A 16,219-nucleotide genomic window follows, 5' to 3' on the forward strand; every position below is an offset into this window, starting at 1 on the left:
GATGCCCGCAACCGATCCAACAGCCGGCCCCGCTTCGGGTTCGCCACCCGCGCCGGGGCCGACGACCCGCTTCGCGCCGAGCCCGACCGGGCTGCTCCACCTTGGCCATGCCCATGGCGCGATCTTCGCCTGGCGCCGGGCGCGCGAGGCCGGCGGGCGCTTCCTGCTGCGCCTGGAGGATATCGACGCCACCCGCTGCCGCCCCGAGTACGCCGTCGCCATTGAGGCTGACCTGGCCTGGCTCGGCCTCGACTGGGATGGACCGGTGCGGGTGCAATCGGCCCATTGGCCGGAGTATCGCGTAGCGCTCGACCTTCTGGCGGCGCGCGGACTGCTCTACCCCTGCTTCTGCACGCGGGCGGAGATCCAGCGGGAGGTGGCGGCGGCCGGCCATGCCCCGCATGGGCCGGACGGCCCGCTCTACCCCGGCACCTGCCGGCGGCTGAGTACGGCCGAGCGACAGGCGCGGATCGCCGCCGGCACGCCCTATGCGCTCCGCCTCGACATGGCGGCGGCGCTGGAGGAGGTGCCGCGGGACCTGTCCTTCCATGAGCTGGGCGAGGGCCGGCTGCGCTGCGACCCGGGACAGTTCGGCGATGCGGTGCTGGCGCGGAAGGAAGTGCCCGGCAGCTACCACCTCTGCGTCACCCATGACGACGCGGCGCAGGGCGTGACCCTGGTGACCCGCGGCGCGGATCTGAAGCCGGCCACGCATCTGCACCGGCTGCTGCAGGCGCTGCTCGGCTGGCCGGAGCCGGCCTATGCCCACCATAAGCTGCTTACCGATGCCAGCGGCCGGCGCCTCGCCAAGCGCGACGGGGCGCCCACCCTGCGCGCCCTGCGCGAGGCCGGCCGCAGCCCGGAGGAGGTGCGCGCCCTGGCCGGGTTTCCCGGGCCGGTCCACAGTGGCGCAGCGTCCGGACATGAACGCACTCCGTTGTAGGCCCCTGGCTATCGCCAGACGCCCAGGATGTCCTCGGCCTTCGCGGTTTCCACCTGCTGCCCGAAGCGCTCGCTGTAGAGCGTCATCAGCGCATCATGCGTGCGATCGGAGGAGCTGCAGATGGCGTCGGTCGGGATGACGACGCGATAGCCCAGATCCACCGCGCCGAGCACGGTTGCCAGTACGCAGACATCGGTCTCCGCCCCGCTCACCACCAGCGTGTCGATCCCGCGCGCCCGCAGCCGGGAATGGAGCGTCCCGTCCTGCCAGGCTGAATAGGTCCCCTTGTCGAAGACCTCGGCGGGCGGCGTCAGGCGCGCAAGCGGCGCCACCAGATCCACCATCCCCGGCGCCAGCGCCTCCAGCGTCATCGAGGACCAGCGCTCATAGTAGCGGCGCCAGGCGCCTTCCGCCTGGTCCGGGCGGAGGGCCGGGATGAATCGGGTGAAGAGGGTCTGTCCCGGCCGTGCCTCGGCGAGGCGGGTCACCACCGGCAGCACGCGCTCCATCCAGGGCGTATGCCACTCGGTTTTCTCGGCGAAGATCCGCTGCATGTCGACGCAGAGATGCAGGCAACTCGCCGTCAATGGCCCGTGCGGAAGTCCACTCCTGGCCATGCCTTCTCCTCTCGTCCCCGCCGCCGATTAACCACTCTTCAATCGCCGGGCGGCTTGCTCCGCGAACCTTGGCTACGCGCCATGCGGCGCGGCGCCCCTTCGGGCGCTCGGCGCGAAGGGAAAATTCATGCCGCTGGCATTACTCCTCCGGCAACGCGCGACGCAGCTCCGCGATCCAGGCATTGGCATTGCCGTCGGAAGGCGCCCGCCAGTCGCCGCGCGGCGAGAGAGAGCCGCCGGCCGACACCTTCGGGCCATTCGGCATGGCGGACCGCTTGAATTGGGCAAAGCCGAAGAACCGCCAGAGGAACACCTCCATCCAGCGGCGGATCTCCGGCAGCCCATAGGCGATGCGCTTCTCCGGCGGCAGGCCGGCCGGCCAGTCGCCGCGCCCGGCATCGCCCCAGGCTTGCAGGGCGAGGAAGGCGATCTTCGACGGGCGGAAGCCGTGGCGCAGCGTGTAGAACAGGGTGAAATCCTGCAGCGCATAGGGGCCGACCTTGGCCTCCGTGCTTTGCGGCGCGGCATCCTCGCCGGCCGGGATCAGCTCGGGCGAGATCTCGGTGGCGAGGATCGCTTCCAGCGTCTCCGACACCTCGGCGCTGAACTCGCCGGTGGCCGCGACCCAGCGGATCAGGTGCTGGATCAGCGTCTTCGGCACGCCGCCATTGACGTTGTAGTGCGACATCTGGTCGCCGACGCCGTAGGTGCACCAGCCGAGCGCCAGCTCCGAGAGGTCGCCGGTGCCAAGCACCATGCCGCCCTCGTGGTTGGCGGCACGGAACAGGTAGTCGGTGCGCAGCCCGGCCTGCACATTCTCGAAGGTCACGTCATAGACCGGCTCGCCCCGGGCGAAGGGATGGCCGAGATCGCCCAGCATCTGCCGCGCGGCCGGGCGGATATCCAGTTCGCGCGCGGTGACACCAAGCGCCTGCATCAGCCGGTGGGCGTTGGTCCTGGTGCCCTCGCTGGTGCCGAAGCCGGGCAGGGTATAGGCGATGATGTCGGTGCGCGGCCGGCCCATCAGGTCCATGGCCTTCGCCGCCACAATCAGCGCCTGGGTGGAATCGAGGCCGCCGGAGACGCCGATCACCAGCTTGCCGCCACCGGTTGCCGCCTGGCGCTGCACCAGGCCGGAGACCTGGATGTTGTATGCCTCGTAGCAATCCTGGGAGAGCCGGGACGGGTCGCTCGGGACGAAGGGGAAACGCTCGACCGCGCGTTCGAAGCCGATGTCGGTCTGCGGCGGGTCGAGCCGGAAGCCGATGCGCCTGAATCGCTCCGCTCCCGGCTGGCGGCGCCGGTTGTCGTCGAAGGTGCCCTGGCGCGCGCGTTCCTGGCGCAGCAGGTCGAGGTCCACATCGGCGACCACCATCTGGTCGCCGGACGGGAAGCGCTCGCTCTCGGCCAGGGTCGCGCCATTCTCGAAGATCGAGACCTGACCGTCCCAGGCGAGGTCGGTGGTGGATTCCCCCGCCCCGGCGGCGGCGTAGAGATAGGCGGCGAGGCAGCGGGCGGATTGCGACTGGCAGAGCAGCCGTCGCGTCTCCGCCTTGCCGATGGTGATGTTGCTGGCCGAGAGGTTGGCGAGGATCGTGGCCCCGGCCAGCGCCGCCTCGGCGCTCGGCGGGACGGGCACCCAGAGGTCTTCGCAGATCTCGGCATGCACGGTGAGGCCCGCCACATCCTCCGCGACGAACAGCAGATCAGGCCCGAAGGGGGCGCGCAGGGCGCCAATGGCGATCTCCCCGCCCTCCGTGCCGAGGCCCGAGGCGAAGTGCCGGCGTTCGTAGAATTCGCGGTAATTCGGCAGATGGACCTTGGGCACCACGCCCAGCAGCCGGCCGCCCTGCACCGCGACCGCGGTGTTGTAGACCCGGCCGGCGTGGCGCAGCGGCGCGCCCACCAGCAGCAGCGGCCGCAGCATGGCCGAGGCGGCGACCAGCTCCGCCACCGCCTGCTCCACCGCATCCAGCAGCGTGTCCTGCAGCAGCAGATCGTCGATCGCGTAACCGGACAGGGCAAGCTCGGGGAATACCGCGAGCGCCGCCGAGCGGGCATCGCAATCCCGCGCGACCTTCAGGATGCGTGCCAGATTCGCCGCAGGATCAGCCGGGGTGCAACGGGTGGTGCAGGCGGCGACGCGGGCGAAGCCGTGCTGGTAGATCGAGTGGAAATTCATCGCGCTGGCAGGGCCGAGGGCATTGCGGAGATAAGGCGGCGGCGGGCGGGCGGTTCCGTCGCCGGCAGGGGGCGGCATCGCGGTCCGGTTGCTGTTCGAGGCATGTGCCTGATTTCCTCTCTCATCATCGGCCTTCGGCCTGAACCTCGTCCCTGGGCGCGTCCGGGCGCCTGACGACTCCGAACGCCGGCATCCGTGTCGTGCCCGTAGGATTCGCCGAAGCGGGCGTTCGGACAAGGCGGGACGCCTTCAGGCCGCGGGTTCGGGCAAAACGCCGCCATTCGCCGGCGGCCACCTGGGTGGCGCTGATTATTCATGCATGTTCATTCATCTTGCGATGTCGCGGCCGGTCAGGCTTCTGTCCGATGCGGGGCGGCCTCGCGCCGTTCCGGCAGAGGCATGAGCCATGACATTGACCGAGGCGGACCCAACTCCGAAAGGCCGGCTTCGCCGCCTGCCACCTTCCGGCTGTTGGGAGGTCCACTAGGCCGTGGCGCCGCCGGCGGCGGCCCGCCCCCGCCACCGGCCCGGGAGGGCAACCGGACCAGCAGGGCTGCGCCTCAGCCGGCCCGGCAGGATCAGATCAGGCCAAGGTCGTTGCCTATCCCCGCAAACTCATCGCGGACTGAAGTGAAGGCATCGTTCAGCCCGGCCACGGCACCGCCGCCGAGGTCCTGCGCCCAGCCCTCCAGCACCTGCTCCAGCACGCGCAGCCCGGCATCGCCGCTGGCGGGCGGGTCGCTGTTGTAGACATCCCGCAGGAAGGCCAGGCCCTCATTCCCCTGCGGTGCCGTCGGGATGAAGATATGCCCGCCACCGGCCGCCGCATCGGCCAGCTCCTGCACATAAAGCTCAGGTTCATGCCGCGCGGGATCGAGCTGCGACAGTGCCGCGACATCCGCCTCCGGCGCCAGCTGCCCGTCCCTGGTCGGCAACAGGATGATGTCGCCGCGGTTCTCGTAATTCACCGTCAGCGAGCCGAGCGAGGCCAGCGCCTGTTCCTGGGTCAGGCCCGGCAGCTCCTCGGCCGCGCGCTGGGCGGCGAGTTCCGCGAGCTCGTCATTGGCCCGCAGCACCTCACCGATCTCGGCCCGGTGCGCCCCGAGGTAGACAGCCGGATCATCGGCGATGACGTAATTGGTTGGCCGCGCATCTCCGCCCGGCGGCAGGATGGCGCCTGGTGAACCGAAGGTCGCCGCGTCATAGGTCAGCCCGCCCGGCTGGTCCGGGTGCGCCTGCATGTAGAGCTGGGCAAAGGCGCCGCCGAGGCTGTGGCCGGTAACCACCACCTGCTGGTAATTGCCCGACGCCGCTGCCGCGTCCACCGCCTGCACCAGATTGGCGAATAGCGGGAAGTCGCGGTTGATGCCGTTGAGGTCGGACTGGCTGTCGAGGCCATCGTCGCTGCCGCGGAAGGCGACGACGAGCGAGGTCTTGCCATCCAGCACCGCCTCGGTCACCGCCGCCGCGGCGTTCTGGTTGCGGTAGACGCCGCCGGCAAAGCTCTCGCCGGCCCCGAGGGTGATCGGCAGCTCCTGTGCCGAGAGCGGCGTGAAACCCGGCGGCAGGCCGGCGAGGGTGTCGGAATAGGCGGCAAGGGAAAGCTGCGCCAGGATGGCGTCGGTGGCGATGGTCACTGGGGATCTCCTGCCGGCCGGCGTGGCCGGCGCTGGGGCGGGGGCCTCTGCGGCCCGGATGAGTGGAGCAAACACCGCGCCGCGGGAGCGGTTCCGTTCGCGCCGCGGCTCGTCCTTGCAACGCCGAAATCGCGCCGGATTGAGCGTGGCGCGCCACCCGTGCCGGCGTTGGCGCGGTAGCGTTGGCCTGCTGGCGGCGGCCAACATGCCGCACCTGGATCCAAGGAGCAGCGCCATGGGACACCTCCGAACGATCGCCACGCTGGCCGTCCTGGCACTCGCCGCAGGTCTGCCCGGCGTTGCCCGGGCGCAGCCCCAGAACTGTGCCGACGTCATCGCCCGCGACCGGCAGCTCAGCCGCGCCACCCAGGCGCTGAGCCGTACCGGCATCCTCGACAACCTTCGTGGTGTCGGCCCCTTCACCATCTTCGCGGCTACCGACCAGGGCATTGCTCGCCAGCCGGAGAATCTCGGGGCGCTGCTGTTCCCACAGGAAGGCTCGGCCCGCGGCGGCCCCTCGATGGATCCGGTGCTGGCGCCGAGCGTGGTCAATGCGCATATCGTCGATGGCCGCTACCCGGCGGCATCGCTGCGCCTTGGCCAGGTTCTCCGCAGCCGCAGCGGCGGCTCGATCGAGGTGGTGAGTAGCGGCAACGAGCCGGTGGTCCTGCGCGCCGGGCCCGGTGGCTTCTCGGTTGGCGCCACGCCGGGCGATGCGCGCATCACCGAGGCTGATATTCCCTGCACCAGTGGCGTGATCCACAAGATCGACCACCTGCTGGTCCGCTGACATGGTCTGGCCTGTCATCGCTGACCGCCTGCTTGCCGTGCTGCGCATCGTCGCGGCGCTGCTGTTCATGGAACATGGCACGCAGAAGCTGTTCGGCTTCCCAACGCCGATGGGCGGAGCGGGGCCGGCGATGTTCTCGCTGCTGTGGTTCGCGGCGGTGCTGGAGCTTGTCCTTGGCCTGCTGCTGCTGCTCGGCCTGTTCACCCGGCAGGCGGCCTTCCTCGCCTCCGGCGAGATGGCCTTCGCCTATTGGATTGCGCATGCGCCCCGGAGCTTCTTCCCGGCGCTGAACGGTGGCGATGCCGCCATCCTGTTCTGCTTCGTCTTCCTCTATCTGATGGCAGCGGGCCCAGGAGCCTGGGCGCTGGACAATCTCCTCGGCTCCAGGTTCGAGCACGCTGACCGTACACACTCGGCCTGACGCGCTGCGGTGGCTTGTCAGCAGCAGCTATGGCAGGATTGCGCTGCCGCCTGCACGCCAATCCGCCGTAGCCTGTTGTCTACAGGGCGAGTTCAGCGCCTCAGCGGCCACTCTAACGCTTCATTTGCTCCAGCCCATGCTGTTCCCTGACGGCGTGGAAACGCAGCATCGGCCATTCCTCCTCGGCCCGCTTGCGCCGCCAATCGGAACCGAAGAAGGCAACCAGGGCGCCGTCATGGTCCTCTCCGGCATCGCGCCGGTTGGTCTGGGCGAAGCGGTCGAGCGCGGTGCGGTCGTCGCTCGTCACCCAGCGCATCATCGACCAGATGGTGTCCTGGAAGCCGGCAGGCACGCCGTATTCCACCTTCAGCCGTGACTGCAGCACATCGAGCTGCAGCTGACCGACCACGCCGACCACCGGCAATGAGCCGTCCAGTGGCCGGAACAGCTGCACCACGCCTTCCTCGGCGAGTTGGTCGAGCGCGGTCTTCAGCTTCTTCGCCAGCATCGGATCCTCCAGCCGCACATGGCGGAGGATTTCCGGCGCGAAGCTCGGCACGCCGCGGAAGTTGAGCTGCTCGCCCTCGGTCAGGGTATCGCCGATGCGCAAGGTGCCGTGGTTGGCGACGCCGACGACATCGCCCGGCCAGGCCTCCTCGGCCACCTGGCGGTCCTTGGCGAAGAAGAACAGGGGCGCATTCACCGGCACCTGCTTGCCGGTGCGCACCTGCTTCAGCCGCATGCCCTTGACCAGCCGACCGGAGCAGAGCCGGACGAAGGCGACGCGGTCGCGGTGGTTGGGATCCATGTTGGCCTGGATCTTGAAAACGAAGCCGGTGAGCTTCTCCTCCGCCGGCAGCACCTCGCGCGGGTCGCCGGCCCGGGCGCCCGGCGGCGGGGCGTAGCGGGCGAGGCCGTCCAGCAGGTGGCCGATGCCGAAATCGCGCAGTGCGCTGCCGAAGAACACCGGGGTCAGCGTGCCCTGGCGGAAGGCCTCCAGGTCGAATTCGGGGCAGGCCGCCTCGGCCAGCGCGGCCTCCTCGCGCAGCGCCGCGGCGCGGGCGGCGCCGACCAGGGCATCCAGCTTCGGGTCGTCCAGCCCGGCCAGCTGGATCGCCCCGCTGTCATCCGCATCGACCGGCAGGAAATGCTTCTCCAGCAGGTCCCAGGTGCCGGCGAATTCGCTGGCCCGGCCGACCGGCCAAGCGACCGGTGCGGCGTCGAGCGCGAGGGTCGTCTCGATTTCGTCGATCAGCTCGAAGGGGTCACGCGCCTCGCGGTCCATCTTGTTGACGAAGGTGATGATCGGGATGTCGCGCAGCCGGCAGACCTCGAACAACTTCCTGGTTTGGCTCTCGATGCCTTTCGCCGCGTCGAGCACCATCACCGCGGCATCCACCGCGGTCAGGGTGCGGTAGGTGTCTTCGGAGAAATCCTCGTGGCCTGGGGTGTCGAGCAGGTTGAACACCAGCCCATCCCGTTCGAAGGTCATGACCGAGGTGGCGACCGAGATGCCGCGGTCCTGTTCGATCTTCATCCAGTCGGAACGGGTGCGGCGGGCATTGCCCTTGGCGCGCACCGCGCCGGCGAGCTGGATGGCGCCGCCGCGCAGCAGCAGCTTCTCGGTCAGGGTGGTCTTGCCGGCATCAGGGTGGGCGATGATGGCGAAGGTGCGCCGCCGGGCCGCCTCGGCGGCGACCTGCTCGCGCGCGCCGTCGGCGACGGCAGGGGTGAGGGCGTCCAAACTAGGATCTCTTTCTGAGGGGGTTCGCCCCCGATCTAGGCGCGGCAGGGCCGAAAGACCAGAAGCGAACGCGGCGGGAGCCGCTTCGGCGCTGGCCGACGGGCAGGAAATCCCCTGAAATCAGACACTTTCAGGGTAGGAGATTCAGCCCGCCTCGGCCAGCAGCGCCTGCAGGTCGAACCGGCGGTTGGTCATCGCCAGCTTGCCGGCGGCATCGCGCGGCCATTCGATGGGCGGCCGATCGCGGTAGAGCTCCACCCCATTGCCGTCCGGGTCACGCAGGTAGATCGCTTCCGAGACGCCATGGTCGGAGGCGCCTTCCAGCGGCACCCCGGCCTTGAGCACCCGCAGCAGGGCAGTGCCGAGCGCGGCCCGGTCCGGGTAGACCAGGGCGACGTGATAGAGGCCGGTGCTGCCAGGCGGGGGCGGGGCGCCGCCCTCGCTCTCCCAGGTGTTGAGGGCAATGTGGTGGTGATAGCCGCCGGCCGAAAGGAAGACGGCCCGGTCCCCCATGCGCGCCTGAACCTCCAGGCCGATGACGTCGCGCCAGAAGGCCAGAGCGCGGTCAATGTCGGCGACCTTCAGATGGACATGGCCGATCCGGGCCTGCGGATGGATCGGGGCTGCGAGGGGTGCGGCTGATTGCGGCAGCGTGTCTGGCATGGGGCTCTCCTGTCTTGCCCGTCAGGCTGGAGACGGGCGGGCGGGGACGCCAATCACCACCGGGGATGCTGCCGATGGATGGTGGAAATGACTGCGGCGGCGGGGTGTCCCCCGCCGCCGCGTGTTCATTCCACGAGCCTGCGCCCTACCTCAAACCGCGAGCCTGCGCTCGACGATCTGGGTCTTCATGCTCTTCTGCAGCTTCTCGAAGGCACGGACCTCGATCTGGCGGACGCGCTCACGGCTGATATTGTACTGCTGGCTGAGCTCCTCCAGCGTGGTCGGCTCATCCTTCAGCCGGCGCTCGATCAGGATGTGCCGCTCCCGCTCGTTCAGCGTCTTCAGCGCCTCGCCGAGCAGCATGCGGCGGTTGGACAAATCCTCGCGGTCAGCGAGTTCGGATTCCTGGGTCTCCTGCTCATCGACCAGCCAATCCTGCCACTCGCCTTCGCTGTCGGCGCGCACCGGCGCGTTCAGCGAATGATCCGGGCTGGCGAGGCGGCGGTTCATCGAGACCACATCCTGCTCCGGCACCTGAAGGACCCGGGCGATCTTCTCAACCTGTTCCGACTTCAGGTCGCCGTCCTCGAGTGCAGACATCTGCGCCTTCAGCCGTCGCAAGTTGAAGAACAGCTTCTTCTGCGACGCGGTGGTGCCCATCTTCACGAGCGACCAGCTGTGCAGAATGTATTCTTGAATGGCGGCGCGGATCCACCACATGGCATACGTCGCCAAGCGGAACCCACGATCCGGATCGAAGCGCTTTACCGCCTGCATCATGCCGACGTTGCCTTCGGAGATCAGTTCGCCGACGGGCAGGCCATAGCCGCGATAACCCATCGCAATCTTGGCGACGAGCCGAAGATGCGAGGTCACCAGCTTGTGGGCCGCGCGTTCGTCGCTTTGTTCCTTCCAGCGCTTGGCGAGCTGGAGTTCTTCCTCCGGGGAGAGCATCGGGAATTTCCGAATCTCCTGGAGATAGCGCGAAAGATTGCCCTCAGGGGCAATGGGGATAATGGAGCTGGAAGCCATTTGGAACATCTGCCTCCTGCACCGGCAAGCCTCCCCGTGACGGCGGGGCCCAAACCGGCGAGCGATCCTGGCAGTTCGAACGTCCCTCAAGCCCACCCGAACCCGCATGCCCCGGTCACGACAGGGCGAGCAAACGGCGGGCGCGAGCCTCAGCGGCACCTGGAGACGCTGCCACGACCTCTTGTACCAATTCCGGTGCTGGCTGTCCAGAAAAACCGAGTATCAGGGTTGGTTACTCGCCGTTACTCTCCAGCAACTTGATCAGCGCAACGAAATCCGCCGGCAACGGACTGCTGAAGCTGAGCGGCTGGCTGGTGACCGGGTGGCGGAAGCCGAGCGTCGCGGCGTGCAGCGCCTGGCGGGGAAAGGCAAGCAACACGTTCCGGACCACCGCGGGCAGCAGCCGGGCGGCGGCGGGGGTACGACGAAGGTAGACCGGGTCCCCTATCAAAGGGTGTCCGGCCTCCGCCAGATGCACACGGATCTGGTGGGTGCGGCCGGTTGCCAGGCGGCAGCGCAGCAGGGCGCAGGCGGCACCCCAGGCGCGTTCGGTAGCGTAGCGGGTCAGCGCCGGCTTGCCGTTGCGGGTCACCACCGCCATGCGCTTGCGGTCGGCCGGATGGCGGCCGATCGCGCCCTCGATCTCGCCCGCCGACGGCAGCGGCAGGCCCCAGGCGAGGGCCAGGTAGTCACGCTCCAGGTCGCGGGTGGCGAAGGCGTCGGACAGCGCCCGGTGCGCCTGCTCGGTCTTCGCCACCACCATGACGCCGGAGGTATCCTTGTCCAGCCGATGGACGATGCCCGGGCGCTTCTCCCCACCGATGCCCGGCAGATCCTCGCCAGCATGCGCCAGCAGCGCGTTCACCAGCGTACCGTCGAGATTGCCCGGGGCGGGATGGACGACGAGACCGGCGGGCTTGTCGAGGACGATCAGGTCGCGATCTTCGAACAGGATGGTCAGTGGGATATCCTGTGGCTGCGGCAGCGCCGGCGTGGCAGCCGGGATGGCGAGGCTGTAGGCGCTGCCGGCACGGACCGCTTCCGCCGCGTCGCTCAGCGGCCGGCCATCGCGGCTGGCGGCGCCGGCGATGATCAGCGCCTTGACGCGCGAGCGCGAGAGCGAGCCTATCGCCTCCGCGAGGAAACGGTCGGCCCGGCTGCCCGCGGCCTCCGGGCCGGCGGTGACGGTGATGGTCTCGACGGCGGAAGGGAGGGTGGAGTCGGTGCGTGCGCTCAAGGGCCTGGTCATTGGAATGGGGGTGCTGATCGTGGTCGGCACCCTGACGTTGGTCGTGCTGCTCGTCCAGCGCGGCGGCGGCGGTACGGGCGGTGGCACGCGCTGGGAGGCTGCGCTGGGGCAGCCGGAGGATGCGCGTATCGCGGGTGTGGCGGCGGCGGAGAGCGGCATCGCCGTCTGGGTGCAGCGGCCGGATGGCGACCGGGTGGTGGTGGTGGAGCCAAAGCACGGGCGGGTACTGGGTGAGATCCGGGCCGGGCGATGATATCCGCAAGCCGCGAACTCCGGAAAAGGCGGGCAGGGTGCTTGATCCGTACGGCGGGGGCGGCTAGAAGGCGCGCCTCGCCACCGGGTCCCCTTCGTCTAGAGGCCTAGGACACCGCCCTCTCACGGCGGTAACAGGGGTTCGAATCCCCTAGGGGACGCCAATGTAATCAAGGCGTTGGAAGCCACTTCGCGTAGCTTCTCCAATCCCATCTCCCATATGCTTAAAAGCTTCCTTGCTGAGTATTCGGGCGTGGGCAGACGTAGTGCCCCACCGCGTGGTGTAGGAACGGTGTTCCGTTGCGGGCTAGGCCGCCCGGTCAGGCGGCCACGGCTGGCAGGCTGACGGCGGCAGTTTCGCTAAGAGGGCCGATGGTTTCCAATGTCATTTAGCGCGAGCGCTGGGTCACCCATTCATGGGACTGCTCGAGGAGGATGGCGCCAGTTAGCCTGATGGCAGCGGCCTCCTTCGGCTGCCTGCACCTTCCGGATTTGCGCCCCCTTGGTACTCTGGCTGTCGATGATGCCCGGCGTCGGACTGGCCTCCCGCCCTGCCTTCTGCCGCACCTCGAGGTAGAGCGCATGATGGATGCGCGTCAGCGTGCCGTCCCACTCCCAGCGGTCCAGGTAGTCCCACACCGTGCTCCGCGGCGGCAGGTCCTTCGGCAGCGCCTTCCATTGGCAGCCGGTCCAGAGCACGTAGAGGATGGCGTTGAGCGCCTCGCGCACATCCACCGTCCGTGGCCGACCGCCGCGCTTCGCCGGCCGGATCAGCGGTGCCACCAGTGCCCATTCCGCATCCGTCAGGTCGCTCTCGTGGCGCAAGCCGCGCCGCATCGCGGCGCGACGATGTTCCGGCTTCCACATGCGCCATCCCCCAGCACGGTCGCCGCCCGGGAAATCACAACCGCTTCCAAAGACTCAGTCTCTTTCCGGAAGGGATCTAAGTCGGCGCCATGAAGGTCAAATAGGCACCGACCGCTTCCGACGCTGCCAGTAGGGTCTTCCAGACCGATGGGCTATAGGCTCGCCTTCGATGGCTCATCGCCACCGCTATTTGCCCTTATTGCCTCCATTGGGCTACTGCCCGTCACAACGTCGCAGCTTTTGGTTTCTGCGAGTTTGAGCGAGTAAGATCCTGCACATAAAGGTCGCAGGTGACGGCTCATCTTCTACGGGGAGCCGCAGAAAACCCGGGCTGTGACGGTGTTGCGACTCTAAAGCAAGCTACAGGCGAAGAAGGAAACATCGGGCCCAGGATGAGGAGCTGAACTGAGGTTCCCGGTCCCGTCCCATCGTGGGCGCGCCGCAGCATCAACCAAATCGCGCGGTCGCCGTAGGGTAAGCGAGGCCTACGGGCCCTTGCGGCCTTCGCTTGACGCGCGGCGGCTTTCGTCGGGCGCCCAGTGCCACGGCATGAGTTCGTTGATGCGGCTGTTGGGCCAGCCGTTGACGAGGCGGGTCAGCACCTCGGTGAAGTAGCGCTGCGGGTCGACGCCGTTGAGCTTGCACGTTTCCACCAGAGAGGCCACGGCCGCCCAGCGGGCCCCGCCATCGTCGCCGGAGGCGAACAGCGCATTCTTGCGGCTGAGGCAGATCGGACGGATGGCGCGCTCCACCGTGTTGGTATCGAGCTCGATCATGCCGTCCTCGAGGAACTGCACCAGGCCCTCGCGGTGGTTCAGGGCGTAGCGGATGGCCTCCGCAGTGGGACTGCTGCTCGGCAGCCGCGCCAGCTGCGCCGTCAGCCAGGCGAACAGATCCTCGACGAGAGGTCGGCTCTTCTCCTGGCGGGCGGCGCAGCGGATGTCGGGCGGTTTGCCGCGTACCTCCGCCTCGATCGCGTAGAGGGCGGCGATCCTCTGCAGCGTCTCGGCGGCGATGGGCGCGGTCTTGCCCCTGGCGAGCTCAATGAACTGCCGACGGACATGCGACCAGCAGAATGCCAGGGTGATGCGCTCGCTCGCCGCGGCGAGCGTCTTGCAGGCACCATAGCCATCGCACTGCAGGACCCCGCGGTAGCCGCCCAGCAGCGCCTTGGCGTGCTCGGCGCTGCGGCCCGGCGCGTATTGGAACACCACCGCCGGCGGGTCGGCCCCGCCCCAGGGGCGGTCGTCGCGCGCCATCGCCCAGGCGTAGCCCTTCTTCGTCTTGCCGCGGCCGGGATCCAGCACCGGCATGGTGGTCTCGTCGGCGAACAGCCGTGGCGAGGCGAGCAGGATCTCCCGCATGCGCCGGACCACGGGGACGATCTCCGTCGCACCCGTGCCAGCCCAATCGGCCAGCACTTCGCGGCCGATCTCGATGCCTTGGCGCGCCAGGATCTGCGACTGCCGATACAGTGGCAGGTGGTCGGCATATCGGGAGACGAGCACGTGCGCGACCGTCGCCTCGGTCGGCACCCCGCCCTCGATCAGGCGGGCCGGCGCGGGCGCCTGCAGGACCACGCCGGAGCAGGCGCGGCAGGCCAGCTTCGGCCGCTTCATGACGACAACACGGAACTGGGCAGGGATCACGTCGAGCCGCTCCGCGGTATCGGCGCCGATCTCGACCAGCGGGCCCGCGCAGCAGGGGCAGGCCGCCGCCTCGGGCGCCAGCAGCACCTCTACCCGCGACAGGTGCGTCGGCAACCGGCCCCGGCCGGCCCGGCGCCGCTTCGCCTGACCCTCCCGCAGGGTGGCAGACGCCTTACCCGCCTCAGCCGCGTTCCCGGCCAGCGTCGCCTCGATCTCTTCGAACGCGAACAGCAGTTGCTCCTCGGGCAGCCGCTCGGATTTCTGCCCAAACTGCCGGCGCTTCAGCTTCAGCAGCAGGTGCTGGAGGCGCTCATTCTGGCTCGCTAGCGCGTCACGTTCGGCGACCAGGGTGTCGACCAACGCCCGCGTCTCGAGCAGCAGCGCCCGCAGCGCTGCGGCGTCCTCCGGCAGTATCGGCGTGTCGTCTCCCGCGGCGCGCATCGTGCCGCGGATTCTACGCAGGTGCGCTAGGCGTGGGAATCTCTCGCACCGCCTGAACTCGACGCCAATCAATCCCGTCGAACAGCGCGGCGAACTCCACCGGCGTCAGACGCACCATGCCGTCCACCACCGCCGGCCAGCGGAACGCGCCGCCCTCCAACTGCTTCCAAACAAGGACCAGGCCGCTGCCGTCCCAGATCAGGATCTTGATCCGATCGGCGCGGCGCGAGCGGAACACCAGGACCGCGCCCGAGAAGGGATTGGCGCCCAGCACATCGGCTGCCAGCGCAGCCAAGCTGTGCGCGCCCTTGCGGAAGTCGACCGGCTTCGTCGCCAGCAGGATCCGCGCGCCGGCCGGTGGCGCGATCATGCCGCCGACGCCCGGATCGCCCGCAGCACCGTCGTCAGCAGCTCCGTGTCGGTCCCGGGCGCCACACGCAGCACCGCGTCGGCAAGCCTCACCTCGATTGCGGGTGCCGCGCGGGCCGCCGCAGCTATCGGCTCGGGTGTCGGCACCGGCGCCTCCGCCACGATCGGTATGAAGCTCTGCCGCACGGCGGCGCCGGCACGCATCTCCCGCCGCCAAGTGAACACCTGCTGCGAACAGACCTGCCAGCGCCGCGCCACCTCGGCCACGACAGCGCCCGGCTCCAGCGTCTCCGCCACGATCCGCGCCTTGTCGTCGTCCGACCACTTCCGCCGGCGTCCAGGCCTGGTCAGGACCTCTACCCGCCGATAGCCGCCATCCTTCGCGTCATCGCTAATGTCGACCATAATGTCGGCCCGAAGCTCCATGCTCCAGGCCGACCCAGCACATTCACCGCCCGGGCGGGAAGACGGGCCTCGTCGCCGCGCTTACGCCGTAGGCGCTCTACGCGGTGTTCATGGCCTAGCTGAACTGGGCTGCCGAAGATCTTGCTGCACGCGCAACCTGCCGCTGGTCCGGTCCTCGCGCCGGCGGGCGAGTGAGTGTCCGTCCCAGGCTCACCACCCCTCCTGCATCACCTTGAGGATGTCCTGGCGCGCCAGCACTCTGGTGCAGGTTTCCCAACCCTGCTGCCATGCCTTCTGGTCCATCTGCAGTGTTGCACCCGTGGCGGTGCTACCCAGCGGATGTCGAAGGCGTTAGCTTGCCGCTTGCGGTCGGCGTACTTGCGCAGTTCCTCCTCGAGCCGCGCCTCGTCCCCGATCCACTCGTCTTCGAGCGTGTCCGGGAGCTGGCCGAAGATGTCGAAGCGGTGCTTCATGCGGGACGATAGGCGATCGTAGATGACCTGATCTCGGCTGCCCTCGTAGACGAGGTTCAGCATGTCCACGACTTTGCGCGCCTGCCCGAACCGCTTGATGGTAGAATGTCGGCTCCGACACGCCGAGCTTGCGGCAGATCTCGGCCACCGCCGTGCCACTCTCCGCCTGCCTTAGGGCGAAGGCGATCTGTTTGTCGGTGTATCGCTTCTGCTTCATGGCACCACCCCTCCCCGGGGTTCACAGTGCCCGAAAAACCTGCGGCCCAAATGGAGCAGTTTCGAGGGTCAAGACCAATCTCTCTGACCTTTCCCAGATCCAGTTCAAGGGTGCGGGTCACCTCCCATGTGGCCTGCTGTCACAGATCCTTCATGACCTTGACGACAGCCGGTCCAGCCATCACCAAAATTATGCAAGGCAATATGAAGATAATCAGGGGAACCGTGAGCTTGACTGGCAGACGCGCTGCGCGTGCCTCAAACTCCGT

Annotated in this window: 15 protein-coding genes, 1 tRNA gene and 2 pseudogenes; 5 read left to right on the top strand and 13 right to left on the bottom strand. The window is 68.6% G+C overall.

Annotation, left to right across the window (positions count from 1 at the left end; genetic code table 11):
* The first annotated feature begins 1 nt into the window (after nt 1).
* Nucleotides 2–943 carry a tRNA glutamyl-Q(34) synthetase GluQRS gene (gene gluQRS / locus H7965_RS22280; RefSeq protein WP_186772789.1) on the top strand — a complete coding sequence of 314 codons (942 nt, stop codon included), beginning with the start codon at nt 2–4 and terminating at the stop codon, nt 941–943.
* A gap of 8 nt (nt 944–951) precedes the next feature.
* Here the strand turns inward: gluQRS and H7965_RS22285 are convergent, their stop codons facing one another.
* From H7965_RS22285 to H7965_RS22295, 3 genes are all read right to left on the bottom strand, one after another.
* Nucleotides 952–1,560, bottom strand: coding sequence for a cysteine hydrolase family protein (locus tag H7965_RS22285; protein WP_186772790.1), 609 nt, complete (start codon nt 1,558–1,560; stop codon nt 952–954).
* Nucleotides 1,561–1,699: 139 nt separating this feature from the next.
* A complete protein-coding gene (locus H7965_RS22290) occupies nt 1,700–3,742 on the bottom strand; it encodes an NAD(+) synthase (protein WP_186772802.1) in 2,043 nt (680 codons plus the stop codon).
* 578 nt (nt 3,743–4,320) lie between these two features.
* Entirely contained in the window at nt 4,321–5,379 is a 1,059-nt protein-coding gene (locus tag H7965_RS22295; RefSeq protein WP_186772791.1) for an alpha/beta hydrolase family protein, read from the bottom strand.
* Nucleotides 5,380–5,614: 235 nt separating this feature from the next.
* On the opposite strand from H7965_RS22295, the gene H7965_RS22300 reads away from it, so the two are divergent.
* On the top strand, nt 5,615–6,169 hold the full coding sequence (locus tag H7965_RS22300; protein ID WP_186772792.1) for a fasciclin domain-containing protein: 555 nt from the start codon (nt 5,615–5,617) through the stop codon (nt 6,167–6,169).
* Between the two features lies 1 nt (nt 6,170).
* Nucleotides 6,171–6,590: a DoxX family protein gene (locus H7965_RS22305; protein WP_186772793.1), complete on the top strand. Its 420-nt coding sequence runs from the start codon at nt 6,171–6,173 to the stop codon at nt 6,588–6,590.
* A 112-nt stretch (nt 6,591–6,702) separates the two neighbouring features.
* On the opposite strand, the gene H7965_RS22310 is transcribed toward H7965_RS22305, so the two are convergent.
* The 4 genes from H7965_RS22310 to H7965_RS22325 all read right to left on the bottom strand — a co-directional run bounded on the left by H7965_RS22310 (nt 6,703) and on the right by H7965_RS22325 (nt 11,278).
* Nucleotides 6,703–8,334, bottom strand: coding sequence for a peptide chain release factor 3 (locus H7965_RS22310; protein WP_186772794.1), 1,632 nt, complete (start codon nt 8,332–8,334; stop codon nt 6,703–6,705).
* A 144-nt stretch (nt 8,335–8,478) separates the two neighbouring features.
* Entirely contained in the window at nt 8,479–8,997 is a 519-nt protein-coding gene (locus H7965_RS22315) for a VOC family protein (protein ID WP_186772795.1), read from the bottom strand.
* A 150-nt stretch (nt 8,998–9,147) separates the two neighbouring features.
* Nucleotides 9,148–10,029 (bottom strand): RNA polymerase sigma factor RpoH, encoded by an 882-nt coding sequence (rpoH, locus tag H7965_RS22320; protein ID WP_186772796.1) that lies wholly within the window; start codon nt 10,027–10,029, stop codon nt 9,148–9,150.
* Nucleotides 10,030–10,261: 232 nt separating this feature from the next.
* Nucleotides 10,262–11,278 carry an RluA family pseudouridine synthase gene (locus H7965_RS22325; RefSeq protein ID WP_186772797.1) on the bottom strand — a complete coding sequence of 339 codons (1,017 nt, stop codon included), beginning with the start codon at nt 11,276–11,278 and terminating at the stop codon, nt 10,262–10,264.
* Between H7965_RS22325 and H7965_RS22330 the strand changes: the two genes are divergently transcribed.
* Together H7965_RS22330 and H7965_RS22335 are read left to right on the top strand one after the other, a co-directional pair.
* The gene (locus tag H7965_RS22330; protein WP_229682739.1) at nt 11,253–11,531 is read left to right on the top strand and encodes a DUF6476 family protein; all 279 of its coding nucleotides are present in this window, start codon (nt 11,253–11,255) and stop codon (nt 11,529–11,531) included. The two genes, H7965_RS22325 and H7965_RS22330, sit on opposite strands and share 26 nt — an antisense overlap.
* A gap of 87 nt (nt 11,532–11,618) precedes the next feature.
* Nucleotides 11,619–11,694, top strand: a tRNA-Glu gene (locus H7965_RS22335).
* Between the two features lie 298 nt (nt 11,695–11,992).
* Here H7965_RS22335 and H7965_RS22340 read toward each other — a convergent pair.
* From H7965_RS22340 to H7965_RS22365, 6 genes and pseudogenes are all read right to left on the bottom strand, one after another.
* Nucleotides 11,993–12,397, bottom strand: a pseudogene (locus tag H7965_RS22340) (IS5 family transposase); the annotation flags it as partial.
* Nucleotides 12,398–12,882: 485 nt separating this feature from the next.
* Nucleotides 12,883–14,487, bottom strand: coding sequence for an IS66 family transposase (gene tnpC / locus H7965_RS22345; protein ID WP_186772799.1), 1,605 nt, complete (start codon nt 14,485–14,487; stop codon nt 12,883–12,885).
* A gap of 13 nt (nt 14,488–14,500) precedes the next feature.
* Entirely contained in the window at nt 14,501–14,857 is a 357-nt protein-coding gene (gene tnpB, locus H7965_RS22350) for an IS66 family insertion sequence element accessory protein TnpB (protein WP_186772800.1), read from the bottom strand.
* On the bottom strand, nt 14,854–15,261 hold the full coding sequence (gene tnpA, locus H7965_RS22355) for an IS66-like element accessory protein TnpA (protein ID WP_186772801.1): 408 nt from the start codon (nt 15,259–15,261) through the stop codon (nt 14,854–14,856). Before tnpA ends, tnpB begins: the two co-directional genes overlap by 4 nt.
* Nucleotides 15,262–15,488: 227 nt before the next feature.
* Nucleotides 15,489–15,803, bottom strand: coding sequence for a hypothetical protein (locus tag H7965_RS22360; protein WP_186772805.1), 315 nt, complete (start codon nt 15,801–15,803; stop codon nt 15,489–15,491).
* 31 nt (nt 15,804–15,834) lie between these two features.
* A pseudogene (locus H7965_RS22365) lies at nt 15,835–15,951 on the bottom strand (transposase); the annotation flags it as partial.
* Nucleotides 15,952–16,219 lie beyond the last annotated feature (268 nt).

The organism is Siccirubricoccus deserti (genome assembly GCF_014283215.1).
GTDB classification, from domain to species: domain Bacteria; phylum Pseudomonadota; class Alphaproteobacteria; order Acetobacterales; family Acetobacteraceae; genus Siccirubricoccus; species Siccirubricoccus deserti.

What these genes read in the sequence shown, in the direction of transcription:
- tnpB (WP_186772800.1), bottom strand. Translation starts at nt 14,857, where the DNA reads ATGATCGCGCCACCGGCCGGCGCGCGGATCCTGCTGGCGACGAAGCCG.
- rpoH (WP_186772796.1), bottom strand. Translation starts at nt 10,029, where the DNA reads ATGGCTTCCAGCTCCATTATCCCCATTGCCCCTGAGGGCAATCTTTCG.
- tnpC (WP_186772799.1), bottom strand. Translation starts at nt 14,487, where the DNA reads ATGCGCGCCGCGGGAGACGACACGCCGATACTGCCGGAGGACGCCGCA.
- H7965_RS22315 (WP_186772795.1), bottom strand. Translation starts at nt 8,997, where the DNA reads ATGCCAGACACGCTGCCGCAATCAGCCGCACCCCTCGCAGCCCCGATC.
- H7965_RS22290 (WP_186772802.1), bottom strand. Translation starts at nt 3,742, where the DNA reads ATGAATTTCCACTCGATCTACCAGCACGGCTTCGCCCGCGTCGCCGCC.
- H7965_RS22300 (WP_186772792.1), top strand. Translation starts at nt 5,615, where the DNA reads ATGGGACACCTCCGAACGATCGCCACGCTGGCCGTCCTGGCACTCGCC.
- H7965_RS22285 (WP_186772790.1), bottom strand. Translation starts at nt 1,560, where the DNA reads ATGGCCAGGAGTGGACTTCCGCACGGGCCATTGACGGCGAGTTGCCTG.
- H7965_RS22305 (WP_186772793.1), top strand. Translation starts at nt 6,171, where the DNA reads ATGGTCTGGCCTGTCATCGCTGACCGCCTGCTTGCCGTGCTGCGCATC.
- tnpA (WP_186772801.1), bottom strand. Translation starts at nt 15,261, where the DNA reads ATGGTCGACATTAGCGATGACGCGAAGGATGGCGGCTATCGGCGGGTA.
- gluQRS (WP_186772789.1), top strand. Translation starts at nt 2, where the DNA reads ATGCCCGCAACCGATCCAACAGCCGGCCCCGCTTCGGGTTCGCCACCC.
- H7965_RS22325 (WP_186772797.1), bottom strand. Translation starts at nt 11,278, where the DNA reads ATGACCAGGCCCTTGAGCGCACGCACCGACTCCACCCTCCCTTCCGCC.